The following is a 20,634-nucleotide window of genomic DNA, read 5'->3' as shown; positions in this document are numbered from 1 at the left end:
CCCACCGTTGAACGGAGCCCCCGCCATGACCTCCAGCAGCCCAGCGGTGCCGCCCGCGCCGGGTCCCGCGCCCGGCACAGCCGCCGATCCCGACCCGCGGCCGACCGCGCCAACGGACTCCGGCGAGCACCTCGCGATCGTCGGCATGGGCTGCCGGCTGCCCGGCGGGGCCGACACCCCGGCCCGCCTGTGGCGGTTGCTGGCCGACGGCCGCGATGCCATCGGCGATGTGCCCGCCGACCGCTGGGACACCGGCCGCTACCACGACCCCGACCCCGGGGTCCGCGGCCGCACCGTTGCACGCAAGGGCGGCTACATCGACGACGTCGGCGGCTTCGACTCCGCCTTCTTCGCCATCCCCGAAACCGAGGCCCTGGCCATGGACCCCCAGCAGCGCGTCCTGCTGGAGGTCGCCTGGGAGGCCCTGGAACACGCCGGGATCCCCGCCCGCGGTCTGGAAGCCACCCGCACCGGGGTGTTCACCGGCATCGCCCACATCGACTACATGCTCCGCTGCCTGCAGCGCGCCTACGGCACCGACCGGCTCTCCGAGGCCTACATCTCCACCGGAAACACCCACTCGGTGGCCGCAGGCCGGATCGCCTACCTCCTCGGCGCCAACGGTCCCGCCCTCGCCCTCGACACCGCCTGCTCTTCCGGGCTCACCGCGGTCCACATCGCCGCGCAGAGCCTGCGCGCAGGCGAGTGCGACCTCGCACTCGCCGGAGCGGTCAACCTCATCCTCGGACCCAGCGCCGACATCAGCTTCTCCCAGTGGGGCATGCTCTCGCCGACCGGCCGGTGCCGCCCCTTCGACGCAGGCGCCGACGGCTACGTGCGCAGCGAAGGCGCCGGTGTACTGGTGCTGAAACGGCTCGCCGACTCCCGGCGCGACGGCGACCGCATCCTCGCCGTCCTGCGCGGATCCGCAATCAACCACAACGGCCGCTCCAACGGCATCGTGGCGCCCTCCGAATCCGCCCAGCAGGCGGTGCTGCGCGACGCCCTGGCCGCAGCCGGAACCGACCCCGCCGACATCGGCATGGTCGAGGCCCACGGCACCGGCACGCCGCTGGGCGATCCGATCGAGTTCAGCGCGCTCTCAACCGTCTACGGCTCCGCCCACCGCCGCCTGCCGATAGGCGCGAGCAAGGCCAACCTCGGCCACACCGAATGCGCATCGGGCATTGTCGGCATCCTCAAGACGGTCCTGGCCCTCAGGCACGGCACCGTCCCGCACACCCCGCACTTCCGCACGTGGAACCCGGGCATCGACGCCGAAGGCACCGGCCTGTTCGTCCCCAGCGAGCCCGTTGCCTGGGCGCAGGGCGCGGCCCGCCTCGGGGGCGTGTCCTCCTTCGGGTTCAGCGGCACCAACGGCCACGTCATCCTGGAGAGCGCACCGGAACAGCGCCGCAGCCCCGCGCCCACCGCGCCCGCAGCAGTGCCGCCGGGCGCGGCCACCGACCCGCTGATCTTCCCCGTCTCGGCCGGCTCCGCCACCGCTGCCGCGGCCACCGCCCGCAGCCTCGCCGACTGGGTGGAATCCGACGGCGCCGACACTCCGCTCAGCGACATCGGCCGCACCCTCACCCACCACCGCTCGCCGCGCGGCGCCCGGATCGCGGTCACCGCCGCCCACCACGGCGAACTCGCCGACCGGTTGCGCGCCGCCGCATCCGGGCGCATCGGAGCCGCCGTGGGCACCGCGGCCGGAACCGCGCCCGCCGGTGCCGCCCGCGGCGTGGTTTGGGTCTTCTCGGGGCAAGGGGCGCAGTGGGCCGGAATGGGAACCGACCTGCTCCGCGGCGAGCCCGCGTTCGCTGCCGAAATCGACACGCTCGAACCCCTGATCCGCGCCGAGACCGGGATGTCGGTCCGCGCCCTGATCACAGCCCCCGAGCAGGTGACCGGCGCCGACCGGGTCCAGCCCGCGCTGTTCGCGATGCACCTGGGACTCGCGGCGGCCTGGCGCGCACACGGCATCGAACCCGGCGCCGTCATCGGCCACTCCATGGGCGAGATCGCCGCCGCGGTCACCGCCGGAGCGCTTACGCCCGCCCAAGGCGTCCGCGTCGTCTGCCGCCGGTCCCGGCTGATGACCGGGCTGGGCGGCGCGATGGCGGCCGTTGAGCTGCCCGCCGACCAGGCAGAGCGCGACCTGGCGCGTTTCGGCGCGTACGACACCGCGGTCGCCGTCCTCAACGCACCCGAGTCCACGGTCGTCGCCGGCCCCGAGGACACCGTCGATCGGCTCATCGACCTGTGGGAGGACACCGACATCCCCGCCCGCCGGGTCGTCATCGACGGGGCGCCGCATTGCGCGCTGACCGATCCGCTGCTGGCCGGCATCGGCGCCGAGCTGGCCGGGCTGGCGCCGGGCACTGCCCGGATCCGCTGCTACGGGACGGTGGACGACGACCCGCGCGCCGTGCCCGCCTTCGACGCCGGCTACTGGGTGCGCAACCTGCGCCGCCCGGTGCGCTTCGCCGCCGCGGTCGACGCCGCCATCGCGGACGGCCACCGCGCCTTCGCCGAAATCTCGCCGCACCCGCTGTTGACCCAGGCCATCAGCGCCACCGGGCGGCATCGCGACCGCACCGTCCTCGCCGCGCCGTCCATCCGCCGCGGCGACGACCCCGTGACCACACTGCGCACCCAGATCGGCGCCGCCTACTGCGCCGGAGGCCGGATCGACTGGTCCCGCGAGCACCCCGCCGGCACCCCTGCCGAGCTACCGCCCACCGCATGGGACCACCGCACGCATCTGGTCCCTGCCACCGACGGCCCGACCGGCCGCACCACCACCGCCCACCCGCTGCTGGGCGAAGGGGTGCGGCTGCCCGACGAGCACGGCAGGTACGTGTGGAACGCCGACCTCGGCACCCGCAGCCATCCCTGGCTCGCCGACCACCGGTACAACGGCGTCGCGCTCGTGCCGGCCGCCGCCTACATCGAGATGGCGATCGCGGCGGCGTGCACGGTGTTCGCCGCCGAGGCCCCCGGCATCGAGGTGACCGGACTCAAGGTGCCGGCCTTCCAGACCATCGACGGCGACACCCGCCTAGCCGTGCGCGCCGACCTGGACCTCGCCGGCGGCACTGCGGCCTTCCAGGTGTATGCCACCGAATCCGGCGAGTGGATCCCCACCTGCTCGGCCACGCTGCGCCGGGCACCGCGCCATGGCGACGTCCCGCAATCCGTGGCGGCCGGCGAACTCGACCGGCGGCTCACCGCCCACCCCGAACTCCTCGACGGCGCGGAGTTCTACGAACGCCTCCGCGGCGCGCCGCTGCGGTTCGGCCCCGCTTTCCAAGGGGTGCGGCGCCTCGGTGCCGACAACCGCCCCGGGGCGTTCGCCGCCATGGGGGAGATCGCGGTCGCCGCAGCCGAGCGCGCCGACGCCGGCGGCTACCACGTGCACCCGCTGCTCATGGACGCCTGCCTGCAGATGGCCGCCGCTGCGGCGCTGGCAGGCGATGAGCACCGGTTCGGGCTGGTGAGCGAGTTCGGGCGGGTCCGGGTCCTCGGCCCGGTGGGTACCGCCGGCTACTGCGACGTCAGCGGCCGCCAGGCCGGCACCGCCGGCATCACGGGCGCCTGCCGGATCTACTCGCCGCAGGGCCGGCCGGTCATCGCGGCCGAAGACGTGGGCATCTCCTTCGTCGGCGGCGCCGACCGCTTTGCCGCGCGGCTGCACCAGGTCTGCTGGGACTCCGCACCGGCGCCCGCGGCAGCGCAGCCGACGGCAGGGCCGGCGACAGCGGAGGCGGGGGACTGGCTGCTGATCGCGCCAGCCGGTGCAGGCCAAGCCGCTCTCCTCGCCGAGCGTATCGAAGCCCGCAACGGCACGGCCCGCATCGTCGAACCGCCCCGCGATACCGCCGAGGCGCGCGACCGCCTCGCTCCCGCCATGCAGCGCGCGGACGGCATCGTGTTCATCGCCCCCGCCCCCGCCGCCGCGCAACCGCCCGACCCGCTGCAGGCGCGCGAGTCCGTCGCAAGCCTGCTGCGGTCAGTGGGCCCGCTGCTCCGCGACGACCGCGAGCGCATGCCGCGGTTCATTGTGCTCACCCGCGATGCGCACCCGGTGCGGCCCGGCGACGGTCTCGGAACCGACCAGGCACCGCTGCGGGCGCTCACCCGCACCGCCTACCACGAGCACCCCGAACTCGACATCACCCACATCGACACCGACGCCGCGGCAACGCCCGAACAGGTGGCCGCCGAGATCCTGGCGCCCGGCGCCGAACACGACATCGCGCTGCGCGGCGGAGCGCGCTACACCGCCCGGTTCCGCAATGCTCCGCTGCGCCCCGGGGAACGGCGCCACGAGCGGCGCGACCCCGATCGCCACGCGCTGGCCGTGCGCCTGCGCAGCCCCGGCGACCTCGGCAGCTTTGAAACGGTCGCGGCCGAGCGCCGCGCGCCCCTGCAGGGCGAGGCCGAGATCCGCGTGCAGGCCGTGAGCCTCAACTACGCCAACCTGCTCGGCGCCATGGGCATGTACCCCGGCGAGATCCCCCTGGCCCTCGACGGCGCGGGAACGGTCGTGCGCACCGGACCCGGTGTTGCGGACGTGCGGCCCGGCGACCGCGTCGCGATGATCGGCGACATCGGCCTGAGCAGCCACACCGTCGTGCCGGCCGCAGCGCTACTGCCGATCCCCGCCCGACTCGACTCCGTCCAGGCCGCCGCGCTGCCCTGCGCCTTCACCACCGCCTGGTACGCGCTGCGCCACCTGGCGCGCCCCGCACCCGGCGAGACCGTGCTCGTGCACGCCGCCACCGGCGGCGTCGGCCTGGCAGCGGTCCACGTCGCCCGCGCCATGGGCGCGCACGTGCTCGCCACCGCAGGCAGCGAACCGAAGCGCGCTCTACTGCGCGACCTCGGCATCGAGCACGTGATGGACTCCCGCACCACCGACTTCGCCCACCAGGCGCGCGCCGCCACCGGCGGCACCGGCGTGGACGTGGTGCTCAACTGCCTCACCGGGCGGGCGCAGCGCGCCGGGCTGGAGGCGTTGGCGGCGGGCGGCCGCTTCATCGAACTCGGCAAACGCGACATCTACGCGGGCAACCCGATCGACCCGGCGCCGTTCCGCAAGAACATCGTGTTCGCCGGCGTCGACCTGCAGACGATCGCCACACAGCGCCCGCGGCTGATGGCCGAGCTGGTGGCCGAGGTGGCCGGCGAGCTCGCCGCCGGGCGCGAGCCCCGGCTGCCCGCCACCGCCCACGCCTACACCCACGCCGCGGCGGCGTTCCGCACAATGGCCGCCGCCCAACACACCGGAAAGCTCGTGCTGACCGCTCCCACGGCCGAGACCGAGATCCCCGTCGAACCCGAGCGGGTTCCGGTGGTGCGCGGCGACGGCGCCTACATCATCACCGGCGGTCTCGGCGCGATCGGGGTCCGGCTGGCCGAGCACCTCGCGCAATCCGGCGCCGCCCGCCTCATCCTCAACGGCCGCTCGGCTCCGGGCCCGCAGGCCGATGCGGCGATCGACCGGCTGCGCGCGGCAGGAACCGACGTGCGCGTGGTGAGCGGCGACATCGCCGAGGCCGGCACCGCCGAACGCCTGGTGGCCGCAGCCGAAGACTCCGGTGGCCGGTTGCGGGGGGTCGCCCACGCCGCCGCCGCCATCGCCGACAGCACCGTCGCCCTGCTCGACGACGCCACCCTGGAGCGCAGCTGGCACGCCAAGACCGCAGGAGCCTGGCGGCTGCACGAGGCGGTCGGCGAGCGCGCGCTCGACTGGTTTGCCTGCTTCTCCTCGGCGGCCGCGCTGGTGGGCCCGCCCGGTCAGGGCGCCTACGCGGCGGCCAACGCGTGGCTGGACGCCTTTGCCGTGTGGCGGCGCGCCCACGGGCTGCCCGCCACCAGCATCGCCTGGGGCCCATGGTCCGGACAGGGGGCGGTCGAGGCCTTGGCCGAGCGGGGGACGACCATGATCGCCGCCGAAGAGGGCATCGCGGCTCTGGACCACCTGCTGCGCCACGACCGCGTCTGCACCGGCTACGTCCCGGTCGATGCCGAGCTGTGGGCAAAGGCGATGCCGCACGCGGTGGAGTCGCCGTTCTTCGCCGACATCGCGCGCCGGAGCAACGGCTCGGAGGAACACGGGCGCGACACCGCGCTGATTGCGCGCGTGCGAGCCGCCGCCGCCGGAGGCCGCGGCGCCGCGGCCGTCGCCGAATACCTGTCCGACCAGCTCGGCGAGATCCTCGGCGACCCGGCCCGCGAACTCGGCCCCGATGTGCGGCTGACCGACCTCGGCATCGACTCGCTGCGCGCGCTGGAACTGCGCACCCGCATCGAGCAGCGGGCCGGCGTGCGCATCCCGACCAAGCTGCTGTGGACCGGCGGCACCCTCGGCGACCTGGCGGAGTTCATCGCCGAGTCGATCGCCGAACCCGGCGCTGAGCCCAGCGCCGCCGCCGAGCCGGGGACCGGCGGCGCCGACCGCGCCGCAGCAGGTGGACCCGCTCTATCCGCTGAGCCTGCTGGACCCGGCAGCGTTGCGGGAGGTGTGCGATGACAACGGCGATCACCGGCGCCACGGGCCTGGTCGGCCTGCGGCTGCTCACCGAGCTGCTCAAGCGCGAAGACCGCGTCATCGTCCTGGCCCGGCCGGGGCCGGTCCCCGCACTGGAGCGCATCGGGGCGTTCCTGCGCGCACAGGGCGGTAGCGGCGATCTGCCGGCCGCGCTGCCGGAGCGGATCCGGGTCGTCGACGCCGACATCACCCGGCGGGACCTGGGGATGGATCCGGACACGCTCGATACGTTCACCCGCGAGGTCAGCGCGTTGTGGCACAACGCCGCCTACATCGGATTGCTGGCAACAGATCCCCGAGCGCGCCGCACCAACGTTGTGGGCACCCGCAACGTCCTGGCCCTGGCCGACCGCTGCCCCCGGTTGCGGGCGCTGCGGCACACCAGCACCCACGCCGTGGCCGGCGGGCGCGAGCACGGAGTCATCGGCGACGACGAGCTGGACGACTCCCACGGATTCAACAGCGAGTACGAGCGGTCCAAGTTCGACGCCGAGATACGGGTGCGCCGCTGGGCCGCCCAGCACGCCGACTGCGATGTCCTGGTGTTCCGCCCGGCCCTGCTCACCAGTGACCTACCGCCCTACCCGGGCGGGCCCGCCCAGCCGCTGGTGGTGGCCCGCGACGCCCTGGCCGCGCTCGCCGAGCGGTTTCCCGAGGTCCGCAACGGCATCGTCGTACCCGGCGACGGGACCGCCCCGGTCAACGTGCTGCCCGCGGAGTACGCCGCACGCGCCATGGCCGATGCGAGCACCAAGGCCGCGGGTCCCGGACTGCGGACGATCAATGTCACCGGCGGCCACGTGCCCGCCCACCTGCTCGTCGAGGCGGTCGCCGAGCGCGTGGGGTTCCCGGTCAGCTACAGCGGTGCCGACCTTCCCGTCCCCGGCTCGCACATCGCGGCGGAGTCCATGGAACTCACCGCCGGTATCGCGCCAATGGGCAAAATGACCCGCACCTTCGCCGATACCGCCCTGGCCGGGCTCGGGCTCGCCTGTCCCCGCGAACCTCCCATCGACCGCGACTACCTGCGGGCCTGCCTGCGCTGACCCCGCAGGAGGTCCGTCCGGTCCCCGCCGATGGCCGGGGCCGCGCCGCGGGCCCGACCCGTGCGCCACCGGCGACGCCCTTCACAACGGAGAAATCACCATGCCCACGGCATCCGCCCCGCCCGAGCCGCCCGACCTGCCGAGCCGCATCCGCGAACACGCCGCTCGGCACCCCGACGCGCCCGCGCTGACATTCGTCGACTATGCGGCCGACCCCCGGGGCAGCGCGACCGACTGGACCTACGCCGAGGTCGACGGGCACGCCCGCCGCATCGCCGGGCTGCTCGGCGCGCACTGCCGCCCCGGTGACACGGCCGCGGTGCTCTGCCCGCAAGGGCTCTACTACGCCGCCGCGTTCTTGGGCTGCCTGTACGCCGGAGTGCGGGCGGTACCGCTGTATCCGCCCCAGCCCTTCCAACGCAATGGGCGGCTGCGTGCTCTGTTCGGCGGTGCCGCCCCTGCGTGTGTGCTGACCACACCCGAGCACACCGCCCCGATCGCCGAGCTCGCCGCCGAAGAGCCGGGCGGAAACCTCCCGACCGTCATCGACGCGACCGGCGAGGCGCCCGGCCGCGGCGCGGCAACGCCGTGCTCGCCCGCTCCCGGAGACACCGCCTACCTGCAGTACACCTCGGGCTCCACCGGGCTGCCCCGCGGCGTCCGCGTCACCCACGCCAACCTCGCCCACACCGTCGAGCAGTCGATCCGCGCCTACCGGCTGGGCCCCGCCTCCGTCTCGGTGAGCTGGCTGCCGCTCTTCCACGATTTCGGCCTGGCCACTTCGGTGACCGTGCCGCTGGCCATCGGTTGCCGCGCGGTGGTGTTCGATCCGCTGGCCTTCGTACAGCACCCGCTGCGCTGGCTGCGGTTGCTCTCGCGCTACGGCGGCACCTTTGCGCCGTGCCCCGATTTCGCGCTCGGCATGGTCTGCGACGCCGCGGATGCCGCAGTCACCGGCGCAGCCGGCGGTTCCGCCGGACCCGGCGGGTTCGACGGAACCGCCGGGCTTGACGGACTCGACCTCAGCGCCCTGACATCGCTGGTCAACGGCAGCGAACCGGTGCGCAAATCCAGTCTGGACCGGTTCACCGACACCTTCGCCCCCTTCGGTTTCTCCCACGAGGCGCACACACCGGCCTACGGCCTCGCCGAGGCCACCATTCTGGTGTCGGCGACACCGCCCGGGGCCGCACCGCGGGTCTTTGCCTGCGACCGCCGCGAACTCGCCAAGGGCCAGGCGGTGCCGTCGGCGGCCCCGGACCACGGCACCGCGCGCATGGTCGTGGAATGCGGGACCGAGTGGGGCCAGGAGTTCGCGATCGTCGACCCCGCGACCCTGGTCGGGCTGCCCCCGAGACACGTCGGCGAGATCTGGGTGTGCGGTCCGGCGGTCACCGCGGGCTACCACGGCAGTCCCGAGCAGACCTCCCGGATCTACGGCCGGCGGCGCTCGGACGCCGCGCCTGGCGACGACCGCGAGTGGCTGCGCACCGGCGACCTCGGGTTCGCCGACGAGGGCCACCTGTTCGTCGTGGGCCGGATCAGCGACCTGGTCATCATCGACGGCTGCAACCATCACCCGGCCGACCTGGAGTCCTGCGTAGCGGCGGCCGCCGGCGCCGGCAGCGGGCTGCGGCAGGGCCACCTGGCGGCCGTGTCGGTCGACGACGGCGGGCGCGAGCGGCTCGTCGTCATCGCCGAGCGGATGGAGCGGATCGAAGAGGGAGTACGGGACGAGGAGGCCGAGGGGAGCGAGCCGGGCGCGCCCGCCGCGAACGCCGCCCGGGACCCGGCCGCCGAGCACCGCCTGCTGCTGACCCGGGCCCGCGCGGCAGTGGCCGAGCAGCACGGCATCACTCTGCACGACCTGGTGCTCGTCGCGGCCGGCACCCTGCCCAAGACCTCCAGCGGCAAGCTGCGCCGCGCGACATGCCGCGACCGCTACCTCGCAGGGGACTACACCTGAGCCCCGGTTCGGTGGTCGGCCGGGTGGTCGGGCCGGCCGGCACCGGCGACCCGCCCGTCCGATACGCGCCCTGGAATTCCGAGTGCCTCTGCCGCGGTGCAACACCGCGGCAGAGGCACTCATGAGGACCGGACCACGCTCGACCGAGTGCGACTAGCGCACCCGCATGGCCCAGGTGCTGCCGTTCTGGTAGCACTGGAACTCGGTGTAGTCGTGGTACTTCTCCTGGCCGTCGTAGTTCATGTAGCGGTAGCCGTCCTCAATGCACGCCTCGACCGTGGGATAGCCGCCACCGGCGACACTCCAGTCATCCGCCGCGGAAGCGGGGCTCGCGGTCAACGGCAGGACGACTGCCGCGGCACCGGTGGCCAGACCGGCGGTGATGAGAGTACGCCACGATTTCATAGGGGGTCTCCAGTTGATTAAGAGTGAAAGGAACAGCGGTCGCACGGCCAGGAAAGGCGCCCATGCCTCTGGAGTGGAGCGGCTTCCCTGCTGAACGGCTCGGGAGGGGAGTCCGTGGACCGCTGGAGCGGTCGGCGTCGACAGGATTTCCTGCCGTGACCGCATTCGGACATGCTACTGGGTGTCGGGATTAATTCTGTATAAAATTTCCCGGCCGTGTTTCTGGCCTGGAACTGTATTAAGTACCCGCAGGTAGCCTGATCGCAGGTGAGTGGTGGGGGCTTCTCCGCGGTGTGCGTCCGTTCCTGCGGAGCGGCTTGCCGGCGGCCAGGTTTCCGCAGTTCAGCATATTCTTATCGGGTGATCCCACTATTGCCGCCGCGTTTCGCGGCCCGGGTTTGTTTTTGCACGTCGGTCCGGTGGTCCGGAAAACACGGTATTCGTCCTCGCAGGTCCTGGCGTTGGGCTCGGGTCCTGCCGTGGAGCCGCAATTCGAAAAGTTTCGGTATTTGTCATGCCGGGAATATGTGGCGCACCTAACAAGCCGGTGGCGCGACGGGCCGGACCCGGCGCCGGCCATGCGGCCGCGCCGGCCGCCTCTCATCCCGCGGTCATGGCGCGGCGGCGCCGATGACCGGACAGCATCTGCAGTTTCCCGTGGCTCTCGCTGCCGGGAGCCGCGGTGTAGACGAGCAGGGAATGCGACTGGTCCGGATCGACCAGCGTCTGGCAGGTCAGTTCCAGCGGCCCGACCTCGGGATGGATGAAGCGCTTGAGTTCGCGGGGGCGGACACCGACCTCGTGGCCGTTCCACAGGTCCCGGAACTCCTCGCTCTGGTCCAGCAGGAGGTCGGCGAAGTGCGCCGCCCGGGAACCGGGTCCGCGCAGCGTGGCGATACCGCGCAGGCCCGACACGAACATCCGCGACATATGGGCGTGCTCGTCGGGAGCATAAAGGCGCCGCGTAGCGGGGTCGGTGAACCAGCGGTACCCGATGCTGCGGGCCGGGCCGGTGTACCCGGTCGTGTCGCCGGTAAGGGCGGCGCCGAGCGGGGTCTGCCGCAGAGTCTCGCCCAGTTCGGTGATGATCTCGGCGGGGGTGTCGGCGAGACGGTCGAGGACGCGCAGTAGACCGGGGCTGATGTGCTCGCTGTCCGGGCCCCGCAGCGGCGGGTGGTGCCCCGCCAGGCGGAACAGGTGGTCGCGCTCGTCGAGCGAAAGATGCAGGCCCTGCGCGATCGATGCGATCAGCTGCTCGGAGGGCCGGGGACCGCGCTGCCTCTCCAAGCGGGCGTAGTAGTCCGTGGACATGTGGCACAGAGAGGCGGCTTCCTCGCGCCGCAGCCCGGTGGTCCTGCGGCGTTTCCCGCGCGCGAGGCCGACGTCTTCGGGCTGCAACGATTCCCGGCGGCGCCGGAGGAACTCCGCCAGCCCGGCCCGGTCGATCATCGCCCCCCGCCTCCCCTCGGTGCCTGCAAACCTTTCTACCGCCATCGCATCCGGTCGGCCACGGATCGCCGATCCGCCCTTTCCATCGGCACCGTCATCGGCCGCCACCTCCTGGAACTCGACGGCCTGCGGGACGCACCGCCCGAGCGTGTCACGGCGCTACTCCGCCGCGCCGTCCACGACCTGGCCCACGGAGCCCCGGAGACGGACCCGCCCTGGTGGTCCGATCCACCGCGCGTACTCCAGCCCGGCCCCCCTCCGGAGCCGAAGACGGCATTGACCCCCCCGCGCTCCCGGCGGTCTCCACCGGAGAACTCGACGGGCTGCAGACCGAGGTCGGCACCGGGCTGTTCCGGCGGCTGCTGGGCTCCCTTGCCGAGCCGGATCGGAGTTTCCCATCGCCACGCCCTGCACTTCGATAGGTGATGCCGGAGATCCCACGCACTGGTATGCGCCGTCATGGGCCATGCGTTGCGTTCGGAGAGCAGGGACTAAGTGTCCGCTTGCTCGTGGCGGTCGGTGTAGTCGCTGAACCACGCACTGGCGAACCTTAGTGAGGCGATGCCGTAGTCGAGAGTCGCGCGCTGGTGGGTCGCGACGTCTGTCAGCTCATCGGGCACGTCAACGGCGTCGAGGCGCTGCTCTAGGCGAGTGAGCCGGGTGAGGTCGGCCTCGATGCGAGTCCGGATGCGGCCGAGCACCGGTGCGCGTTCTGCGGAGTCGAGCAGGCCGAGGAAGTAGAGCCGCGAGAGCACTGCGCTCTCCAGGTCTGATCCGGTCGGCTCGCCGATCATCCACGCACGAAACTCCTGCCGGCCGGCGTCGGTGACACGGTAGACCTTCCTGCCCCGGCCACCGGCTTCGGCGCTGGCCACCTCGATGAGTTCCTGTGCGAGGAGGTTGTCCAGCGCGCGCTTGATGCTTCCGGAGCTGGCGCTGTAGAACAGCGCGACGCCTGCTTCGAATCCTTTGATGAGGTCATAGAGGCTCTGCGGGGCGATCAGGAGCAGCCCCAGGACCACGTGTGCCATGGGCCGAGCGTAGACCATTGCATCCTATAGACATATCTCGTAGACATGTCTATAAGAGAAAAGGTCGGCGGCGTTGTCCGACAGCATCGATGCGCGCGGCGCCGGTCGTGAACAGGAGCCGGCTATGCCACTCGCACCGCTCACCACTCGGGCCCCTGACAACACCGTCGAAGCCGACGTCGACACCCGGCTGACACGCCTGGTGGAGAACCTCATCGCGCAGCGCCGCGCGCACCATGTCAGTCTCGCCCTCGTGGGAGATGACGGGAGGCGACGCTGGTCGGCCGTTTCCGCACGAGCCGACACCGACCCTCAGCCGGGCCCCGATACGCCGTTCTTCATCGCGAGCATCACAAAGCGCCTCATCGTCACACTCGTGCTGCAAGCACACGAGCGCGGCGAACTCGATCTGGCCGCGCCGATCAGCAACCACCTGCCTGCCGAGGCACTCAGCGGACTCCATGTCCTGCGCGGAACCGACCGGACGCCGGAGATCACCGTGCGCCACCTGGCGAGCCACACATCGGGATTGCCCGATCACTTCGAGAAGCGCCGCGACGGCCCTGGCCTGGAGCACTCCCTCCGTGCCGGTCGTGATGTGGCATGGGGCTTCGAGGACATGCTGCACACCACTCGCGAGCAGCAGCGCCCGCACTTCCAACCGCAGGACCTCGCAGCCGCACGACAGAAGGCCCGCTACTCCGATACCGGCTTCCAGTTGCTCATCCGCGTCCTGGAAGCGGTCACCGGCGACTCATTCGGCACCCTGCTGGCCCGACGTATCACCGGCCCGCTCGAGCTGACGAGCACATGGCTGCCCGCCCACCCCCGGCCGGCAACGGCGGCAGCGCCGCTGGCCCTCTACACCCGGCACCGCCGCGCGGAGCTGACCGGGCTGCTGGAGTCCAGCAACGACTTATTCAGCACGACCGGTGATCTGATCACCTTCCAACGAGCGCTGCTCGCCGGCGAACTCTTCAGCCGCGCCTGCTCACTGGAATCCCTTACTGAGCGCCGCAACAGACTGCGCAACATCCCCGTCCTGCGGTACGGGCTGGGCACGATGTTCTTCAGAGTCAACCGGGCTATGGCGGCGGGGCGCCGCCCGGTTACACTCATCGGCCATTCGGGAGCCACCGGGACCTGGCTTTTCCACTGTCCCGAACTCGATGTACACCTGGTCGGCACGGTAGACCGGACCGACGGGCATGCCATTCCCTTCCAGCTTATGACACGGTGTCTTGCCGTCTGGCGGAAATGACCGCCAACGGAAGAGGCAGCGGTCCCGCAGGCGCCGCCGCATCCGGCGCACTGATGATCATGCAGAAATGCCGGGATTTTAATTCTGAGACCGGCATTTCTGCATCGTCGCCAGTCCCGAGCCGATCTGGTACGGCGCGGCCTGTGGTGTCCCCGCTGTCTCGACGGGGTCGCACACATTGGAACGCTGATCACAACCCTGGTCGTACCCTCACGCAAGAAATCGAGACTAAGGAGTATTCAAAGTACTCGCGTATGGGCCCAGGGTGGTACGCGTCAGCAAGTCGGCGCGGCACGTTCCGCCCGTCTTGTCTCCTGCCGGCCGCAGGTGCCCCGGCAGCGAAATCCACGGAAAGGGCCTCATCGTGAGTGAACCGAATCGACCAACCGACTCAGGCAGCCGGCCCGCCGGGATATCCCGGCGCCGAGCCTTGTCGGCCGGGGCAGGTCTGGCCGCGGTCGGTACCGTAGCCGGTGCTGTAGCCGGGGCAGGGGCCGCGGCGGCAGAGGAGTTGGAAGACCGCTATCCGCCTGGTTCCGGTAACCCCGGCGAGCCCACTCAGACCATCACCATCAGCCCGATCGTGTTGTCGACGCCCGGCCGGACCGTGCCCCTGGAGGTCCGGGTCACCGTGCCCGTGACCAAGCACAAAGTGCCGGTCATCCTCCTCTCGCACGGCCATGGCGAAACGAACTTCCTGAACTCGTTCCTCGGGTATGCCCCGCTTGTCGACTACTACTCGGCCCACGGGTTTGCCGTGATCCAGCCGACCCACCTGGACGCGACGATGCTTGGCCTGCGTGACGCCGATGACCCCGATGCACCCATGTACGCGCGAGCGCGAGCTGAGGACATGAGCCACATCATCGACCAACTCGACACGATCGAGTCGGCCGTGCCGCAGCTCAGGACGCGTCTGGACCGGAACAACATCGCCGTCGTCGGGCATTCGCTGGGTGGCCATACCGCGGGCCTGCTGCTGGGTATGCGCTTCGCCGATCCTTCTCGGGGCGGCAGGACAGTGAGCCTGATCGACCGCCGGGTCAAGACGGGCGTGCTGATGGCCGCACCCGGCAGAGGCGGCGATGCGCTCAACGAGGGTGTGGTCGAGCAGTACCCTGCCACAGCGGACCCGGACTTCTCCACGATGAACGCGCCTGCGCTCATCGTCGCAGGTGAACGGGATGCCTCTGCGCGATTTACGCACATGGGCCCGCGCTGGCGTATGGATTCCTACTACCTGTCCCCAGGCCCCAAGACCCTGCTCACCATGTTGGACGCAGAGCACATGCTCGGCGGGGTCGGCGGATACGACTCCGCCCTGACCACGGACGAGAACCCTGAGCGGGTGGCAGCAGTCGGGCGGCTGTCCGCGGCCTACCTCCGCACGGCATTCGACGCCCAGGATCCTGCCTGGCAGGAAGCGCAGGACGCGCTGACGACAGGAGCCGACGCGCTCGGCCGGGTCGAATCCAAGTAGATCCCATTGATCTGAGCACGGGATCCCGAAAGCGCCGCGGCCAGTCGTGATCGTCTGCGCGTGACCCGGGTCGCGCGCAGACGTGCGCCTACCCGCTGGCCGCGTCGCCCCTCAGAGCGCCGCGACCGCTTCGGACGGTGCCGGGGCCTCCGCGAGCCCGCTGACCTGTCGGCGGTACTGCGATGGCGACATGCCCATCTCACGCTTGAACGCGGTGCTGAACGCGCTTTCGGATCCGTAACCGAGCCGAACGGCCAGCGGCCCGATATGCGCTTCACCGTCACTGAGTGCGCGTTGCGCCAACATCATGCGCCAGCGGCTCAGGTAGGCCAGTGGCGTCATGCCGGAGACCTTTCGGAAGCGGCCGGCGAACGATGCCCGCGACATCGCGGCGGCCCGCGCCAGTTCCTCGAGACCCCAGGATCGTCCGGGTTCGCCGTGCATGAGGGCGACCGCAGGCCGCAGCCGTTCGTCGGCGAGGAGCTGCAACCAACCGGGAGGCGCCTCGAACTGCTCGAGATACGCCCGCAGCGTCTCCAGCAGCAGGAGTTGACCGTACTGCCGGATCGCGAACGGCGAACCGACCCGGTCGCCGGCGAGCTCGTCGAAGAGGCGGTCCACGATGGAGCGCAGCCCCGAGGCGCCACGCTGCGCCGCCCGTACGTGCGAGACCGGCGGCAGAGCGTGCAGCAGGAGCGCCTCGCCTGCCGGGTTGAGATCGATGCGGCCGCCGACCAAGACGTCGTCGACGTCCCTCTCGGGTGGCAGCGGCCAGGACGGTGGCATGTCCGGCTGCACACCGACCTCGCGCGGCGGCACCCCGTCGGGACCGCCGCGCAGCTCGACCCATCCCCGGTTGTTGAGAATCCCGACGTCCCCGGTTTCCAGCTCGAGGGGAACGTTGGGCCCATCGGTCCTCAGCCGTCCCCGGCCGGACAGCAGCGCGAAAAACTTCAGCGGGTGCGTGATCGGCGAACCAGAGACCCAGGCACCCCGCGCCGCGAGCCCGCCGGTGAGCACGCTTTGGACCTCAACGAGCGAGAACACCTCTGACAACTGGTCGTCGGCCATGGTCATACTCTCGCGCAAGAAACTATGGCCCTCAACACATCAGAGTCTGCCGATCCGGCGCCACGCTCGGCGTCGGCGGTCGTCCCTGAGCAGGTGCACCAAATGTGCAATGCCCCGATGGATATGTGCGTACTGCATGTTCGGGCAACGAGGACGCGCTGTGTTTCGTTCGCCGCGGGCCCGTGCACCGGTCCGCAGAGTTTCCTGTGAGCGGGACGCCGCAGCGCCGGGCGGCGGCGCGACGGCGCTCGGATGGGACGGCCGTCTTCTGAGAGGTCTCTCAGAAGCTCTCAGAAGCCGGCCGGTTCGGCTCGGCAGGATCGGCCCCATGACAACGATCGAGGCACGCGGGCTGACCAAGCGGTACGGCCCTCAGACCGTGGTGGACGACCTGTCCTTCACCGTCGGATCGGGGCAGGTGACAGGTTTCCTCGGCCCGAACGGCGCCGGCAAGTCCACAACAATGAGAATGATCCTGGGGCTGGCCGCCCCTACTCGCGGTTCCGTCACCATCGGTGGCCGCCGCTACGGCGACCTCCCGGTTCCGCTGACCGAGGTGGGCGCGCTGCTCGACGCCGGCGCTGTGCACGGCAGCCGGAAGGCTTACGACCATCTGCTGGCGCTCGCGGTGAGCAACGGCTTGCCTCGGCGCCGGGTCCACGAGGCGCTTGCCAGTACCGGGTTGGAGGACGTCGCCGGCAAGCAGGTGGGAGGGTTCTCGCTCGGCATGCGCCAACGGCTCGGCATCGCCGCGACCCTGCTCGGTGAGCCGGAGGTGCTGATCTTCGACGAGCCTGTCAACGGGCTCGACCCGGAGGGCATCCGCTGGGTGCGGGGTTTCATGCGCTCGTTGGCCCGCGAGGGCCGGACGGTGCTGGTGTCGAGCCACCTCATGAACGAGATGGCGGAGACCGCCGACCATCTGATCGTGGTCGGCCGGGGACGGCTCCTCGCGGATACCAGCGTCAGTGAGCTTATGAGTGCGGGTGGTGAGGGCACCGTACTACTCCGCACTCCCGACCAGGAGGCTTTCGCGCGCAGGTTGACCGCCGCAGGGGCGGCCGTAAGTGAGGGTTCGGAGTCCACACTCGTCGTCTCCGGCATGGCGAGCGACCAGATCGGCAAACTCGCCGCACACGACGGCATCGTGCTTACCGAGCTCACGCCGCAGCGAGCATCGCTGGAAGACACCTTCATGGCGATGACCGAGGACAGCATCGAATACCAGGGGACCACCGCATGAGCTCACTCGCGACTTCATCCACCAATGTGACGTTCGCTCACACTGTCCACGCGGAGTGGGTCAAGTTCCGCAGCCTGCGTTCCACGTGGTACTCGCTGGCCTTCCTTTTCGCGGTCGGGCTGGGGCTCATGGTCCTGGTCATGGATGCCGCCGGGCCGGAATATGCGTCAATGACGCCCGCCGAACGGCAGGACTGGGATCCCACCAACCTAAGTTTGAGGTCATACCTCATAGCCCAGTTGGTCATCGGTGCGTTGGGAACTCTGGTGGCGACCTCTGAGTACGCGACCGGTCTGATACGGACGTCGCTGACCGCCACGCCCCGCAGGCACCGAGTGCTGGCGGCGAAGCTGGTGGTGACCGCCGGCGTGGCCCTGGTCGCCGGCCAGGCGCTGATGTTCATGTGCTTCTTCGTCGGGCAGGGCCTTCTCGCCGTGCAAGGCGTGCCGAACGCCGGGCTCGGCGATCCCGGCGTGCTTTCAACCGTCGCGGGCGCCGGACTCTATCTCGCGGTGATCGCGCTGTTGGCGGTCGGCCTCGGCATGATCACGCGAGCCACGGCGGGAGCGTTCGCCACGCTGGTCGGGATCGTCCTCCTGGTGCCCGGCTTCGCAGACCTTTACCCCTCCTGGCTCCAGTGGCTTCTCGACTTCTGGCCGGGCGTAGGCCCGACCGCTATCATTGCGACCGTGCCCGATCCCGACTACCCGTATCCCTGGATCAACTTCGCCGGCATGTGCCTCGGCGTCGCTGTTGTTCTCGGCGCCGCTTTCGCGGTCGTGCGGCGCCGCGACGTGTGACATTCGTTGATGGGCCATCCGGGGAGCCGGGAGTTCCATCCTGGTCGGCGTGGGGAGCTCAGGGCAGGCGATGACGTTGCGAGAAGATGTCGAGCGGCTGCTGGTCGTCGACGACGAGGCGACCGTCCGCGAACTGCTCTCCGCGGCGCTGCGTTTCGCCGGCTTCCAGGTGACCACCGCGGCGACCGCCACCGAGGCGGTCGCCGCAGCCACCGGGGAGCCTCCCGATCTGGTGCTGCTCGACATCATGCTGCCGGACATGGACGGCTTCGATGTGGTCCGGCAGCTCCGCGGCAAGCGCTCGGAAAGCCGCGGCGGCGGGCCGGTGCCGATCCTCTTCCTCACCGCCCGGGACCAGCAGGCCGACAAGGTCACCGGCCTCTCGCTCGGTGCCGACGACTACGTGACCAAACCGTTCGACTTGGAGGAGCTGATCGCCAGGATCCGCGCGATCCTGCGCCGCACGAGGGGCCACCAGGCGGACATGCTGAAGACGGGCCCTCTCGCGCTCGACCCCGAGGGACACCAGGTGAAGCGGGCGGGACAGCCCGTCCGAGTCTCCCCCACCGAGTTCCGACTGTTGCGCTACCTGATGGAAAACGCCGGACGCGTGGTGTCCAAGGCACAGATCCTCGACCGGGTGTGGCACTACGATTTCGGCGGCGACACCAACATCGTCGACACTTACATCTCCTACCTGCGGCGCAAGGTCGACACCGAAGAGCCTAAGCTCATCCACACCGTCTACGGAGTCGGCTATGTCCTGCGGGAGCCCCGGCGGTGAGGCGCGCCCTGAACCGGCTCTCGCTGCGGGCCAGGCTATTGCTGCTCACCACGGGCCTGCTGTTGGCGGGGCTGACCCTCGTCAGTGCCGTGGTGTCCGACCGCTTGGAGCGCTACCAGCTCGACCGGCTCGACAGCCAGCTGCGCTCGTTCACCGTGCTGTTCTCGCGTGCGTCGACCGCCATGCCGCCCCGGATGGATCCCGTGACCGCTTACCCGGAGCGCCTCGAGCACGCCCTCGACTTGTTCGGGGTCCCGTACCTGGTGCACCTGGACGCGGACGGTGACATCGCCCGAGACGTCCGGTCTTCCCGGCTGGGTAAGGCGAACCTGCCGCCACTCGGCGATCTGCGCACGATGCCCGCCGACGGGACACCGGTCACCCTGCGCGCCGCTGACGGCCGGGAACGCTGGCGGGCCGTCGCCCGGACAATCCCGGGCTCGGACGTAACGGTCATCGCCGCCACACCGCTCACCGAGCTCGATGCCACGATCACCCGCCTCCGGACAGCCAGCCTGACCAGCGGTGCGGCTCTCCTCGTGCTGCTGAGTGGGGTCGGCTGGTTCGCCCTTGGCCGAGGCCTGCGACCGCTGCGGCGGATCGAGCACACGGCGGCCGCGATCGCCGGTGGAGACCTCACCCGGCGCGTACCCGACATCGCTGCACCAAGCACGGAGATAGGGCACCTGGCGGTGTCGCTCAACACCATGCTCGGCCAGCTTGAACGGGCCTTCGCCGATCGGGCCGCGTCCGAGGCCCGGATGCGCACGTTCGTTTCGGACGTCAGCCACGAGCTGCGCACCCCGCTTTTCGGCATCAAGGGCTCGGCCGAGCTCTACCGGATGGGTGCCCTGCCGGAACGGGCCGACGTCGACGAGACGATGCAGCGTATCGACCGGGAGGCAACGCGACTCGCCGGCCTCGCAGAGGGCCTGCTGCTGCTCGCCCAGCTCGACGAAGCCCCGGAGGAGCAGCTCGATCGGGCCCCAATGGACCTGCGCACCCTCGCCAATGACGCACGCCACGATCTGCGTGCCCTGGACCCGTCCCGTCCGATCGAACTCACCGGTCCGGGAGGTGACGGTCCGCCCGGCGCCGCCCAGGTCCACGCCGACGAGACCCGGCTGCGGCAGGTCGTGACCAATCTCGTAGGCAATGCCGTTACCCACACTCCGCCGGGCACCCCCGTCCGTATTGGAGTAGGCACTGTAGGTGCCGCGGCATTGCTCGAGGTGGCCGACGAGGGTCCGGGTATGGCAGCCGAACAAGCGGGCCGAGTCTTCGACCGCTTCTACCGCACCGACCGCTCCGGTAGCCGCTCGGACGGAGGCAACAGAGGGCTCGGCCTCGCCATCGCCCGCTCCCTCGCCCGTGCGCACGGCGGCGACGTCGAGCTGGAAACCGCGCTCGGTGAAGGCGCCCGCTTCCGGCTGACACTGCCGCTACTGGACCAAGCCGCATGAAGGTGCCCGCTTTTTGCGGGAACGCGACCCAGGGACTCCGGGAGGGCGAGAGCGTACGCCGCCCGGACAGTTTTTG

Annotated in this window: 13 protein-coding genes; 9 read left to right on the top strand and 4 right to left on the bottom strand. The window is 70.9% G+C overall.

Features of this window, described 5'->3' with window-relative positions:
• Window positions 1–25: 25 nt before the first annotated feature.
• The 3 genes from ACYVD5_RS06205 to ACYVD5_RS06195 all read left to right on the top strand — a co-directional run bounded on the left by ACYVD5_RS06205 (window position 26) and on the right by ACYVD5_RS06195 (window position 9,571).
• The gene (locus tag ACYVD5_RS06205; RefSeq protein ID WP_460999937.1) at window positions 26–6,541 is read left to right on the top strand and encodes an SDR family NAD(P)-dependent oxidoreductase; all 6,516 of its coding nucleotides are present in this window, start codon (window positions 26–28) and stop codon (window positions 6,539–6,541) included.
• Window positions 6,538–7,605 carry an SDR family oxidoreductase gene (locus ACYVD5_RS06200; RefSeq protein ID WP_460999936.1) on the top strand — a complete coding sequence of 356 codons (1,068 nt, stop codon included), beginning with the start codon at window positions 6,538–6,540 and terminating at the stop codon, window positions 7,603–7,605. The genes ACYVD5_RS06205 and ACYVD5_RS06200 overlap by 4 nt, the downstream gene beginning before the upstream one ends.
• Before the next feature lie 100 nt (window positions 7,606–7,705).
• On the top strand, window positions 7,706–9,571 hold the full coding sequence (locus ACYVD5_RS06195) for a fatty acyl-AMP ligase (protein WP_460999935.1): 1,866 nt from the start codon (window positions 7,706–7,708) through the stop codon (window positions 9,569–9,571).
• 153 nt (window positions 9,572–9,724) lie between these two features.
• Here ACYVD5_RS06195 and ACYVD5_RS06190 read toward each other — a convergent pair whose 3' ends face one another.
• The 3 genes from ACYVD5_RS06190 to ACYVD5_RS06180 form a co-directional block, all read right to left on the bottom strand.
• On the bottom strand, window positions 9,725–9,976 hold the full coding sequence (locus ACYVD5_RS06190) for a hypothetical protein (protein WP_460999934.1): 252 nt from the start codon (window positions 9,974–9,976) through the stop codon (window positions 9,725–9,727).
• 600 nt (window positions 9,977–10,576) lie between these two features.
• Window positions 10,577–11,425, bottom strand: coding sequence for a helix-turn-helix transcriptional regulator (locus ACYVD5_RS06185; RefSeq protein WP_460999933.1), 849 nt, complete (start codon window positions 11,423–11,425; stop codon window positions 10,577–10,579).
• Window positions 11,426–11,916: 491 nt separating this feature from the next.
• The gene (locus ACYVD5_RS06180) at window positions 11,917–12,456 is read right to left on the bottom strand and encodes a PadR family transcriptional regulator (RefSeq protein ID WP_460999932.1); all 540 of its coding nucleotides are present in this window, start codon (window positions 12,454–12,456) and stop codon (window positions 11,917–11,919) included.
• Between the two features lie 73 nt (window positions 12,457–12,529).
• On the opposite strand from ACYVD5_RS06180, the gene ACYVD5_RS06175 reads away from it, so the two are divergent.
• Together ACYVD5_RS06175 and ACYVD5_RS06170 are read left to right on the top strand one after the other, a co-directional pair.
• Entirely contained in the window at window positions 12,530–13,717 is a 1,188-nt protein-coding gene (locus ACYVD5_RS06175; protein ID WP_460999931.1) for a serine hydrolase domain-containing protein, read from the top strand.
• A gap of 364 nt (window positions 13,718–14,081) precedes the next feature.
• Window positions 14,082–15,197 (top strand): alpha/beta hydrolase family protein, encoded by a 1,116-nt coding sequence (locus ACYVD5_RS06170; RefSeq protein ID WP_460999930.1) that lies wholly within the window; start codon window positions 14,082–14,084, stop codon window positions 15,195–15,197.
• 111 nt (window positions 15,198–15,308) lie between these two features.
• Here ACYVD5_RS06170 and ACYVD5_RS06165 read toward each other — a convergent pair whose 3' ends face one another.
• The gene (locus tag ACYVD5_RS06165) at window positions 15,309–16,268 is read right to left on the bottom strand and encodes an AraC family transcriptional regulator (protein WP_460999929.1); all 960 of its coding nucleotides are present in this window, start codon (window positions 16,266–16,268) and stop codon (window positions 15,309–15,311) included.
• Between the two features lie 328 nt (window positions 16,269–16,596).
• Between ACYVD5_RS06165 and ACYVD5_RS06160 the strand changes: the two genes are divergently transcribed.
• From ACYVD5_RS06160 to ACYVD5_RS06145, 4 genes are all read left to right on the top strand, one after another.
• On the top strand, window positions 16,597–17,511 hold the full coding sequence (locus ACYVD5_RS06160; RefSeq protein WP_460999928.1) for an ABC transporter ATP-binding protein: 915 nt from the start codon (window positions 16,597–16,599) through the stop codon (window positions 17,509–17,511).
• Window positions 17,508–18,311 carry an ABC transporter permease gene (locus tag ACYVD5_RS06155; protein ID WP_460999927.1) on the top strand — a complete coding sequence of 268 codons (804 nt, stop codon included), beginning with the start codon at window positions 17,508–17,510 and terminating at the stop codon, window positions 18,309–18,311. The genes ACYVD5_RS06160 and ACYVD5_RS06155 overlap by 4 nt, the downstream gene beginning before the upstream one ends.
• A gap of 70 nt (window positions 18,312–18,381) precedes the next feature.
• Window positions 18,382–19,095, top strand: a complete 714-nt coding sequence (locus ACYVD5_RS06150) for a response regulator transcription factor (protein ID WP_460999926.1) — start codon at window positions 18,382–18,384, stop codon at window positions 19,093–19,095.
• Complete coding sequence (locus ACYVD5_RS06145) at window positions 19,092–20,558, top strand: sensor histidine kinase (protein ID WP_460999925.1); 1,467 nt, start codon at window positions 19,092–19,094, stop codon at window positions 20,556–20,558. Before ACYVD5_RS06150 ends, ACYVD5_RS06145 begins: the two co-directional genes overlap by 4 nt.
• Window positions 20,559–20,634 lie beyond the last annotated feature (76 nt).

The organism is Streptomonospora sediminis (assembly GCF_054778995.1).
The sequence above is the reverse complement of the archived record's forward strand: the minus strand, read 5'-3'. Positions and strand labels throughout refer to the sequence as shown.

Coding starts and splice junctions, on each gene's coding strand:
- ACYVD5_RS06205 (WP_460999937.1), top strand. CDS start 26: ATGACCTCCAGCAGCCCAGCGGTGCCGCCCGCGCCGGGTCCCGCGCCC.
- ACYVD5_RS06200 (WP_460999936.1), top strand. CDS start 6,538: ATGACAACGGCGATCACCGGCGCCACGGGCCTGGTCGGCCTGCGGCTG.
- ACYVD5_RS06195 (WP_460999935.1), top strand. CDS start 7,706: ATGCCCACGGCATCCGCCCCGCCCGAGCCGCCCGACCTGCCGAGCCGC.
- ACYVD5_RS06190 (WP_460999934.1), bottom strand. CDS start 9,976: ATGAAATCGTGGCGTACTCTCATCACCGCCGGTCTGGCCACCGGTGCC.
- ACYVD5_RS06185 (WP_460999933.1), bottom strand. CDS start 11,425: ATGATCGACCGGGCCGGGCTGGCGGAGTTCCTCCGGCGCCGCCGGGAA.
- ACYVD5_RS06180 (WP_460999932.1), bottom strand. CDS start 12,456: ATGGCACACGTGGTCCTGGGGCTGCTCCTGATCGCCCCGCAGAGCCTC.
- ACYVD5_RS06165 (WP_460999929.1), bottom strand. CDS start 16,268: ATGGCCGACGACCAGTTGTCAGAGGTGTTCTCGCTCGTTGAGGTCCAA.
- ACYVD5_RS06160 (WP_460999928.1), top strand. CDS start 16,597: ATGACAACGATCGAGGCACGCGGGCTGACCAAGCGGTACGGCCCTCAG.
- ACYVD5_RS06155 (WP_460999927.1), top strand. CDS start 17,508: ATGAGCTCACTCGCGACTTCATCCACCAATGTGACGTTCGCTCACACT.
- ACYVD5_RS06150 (WP_460999926.1), top strand. CDS start 18,382: ATGACGTTGCGAGAAGATGTCGAGCGGCTGCTGGTCGTCGACGACGAG.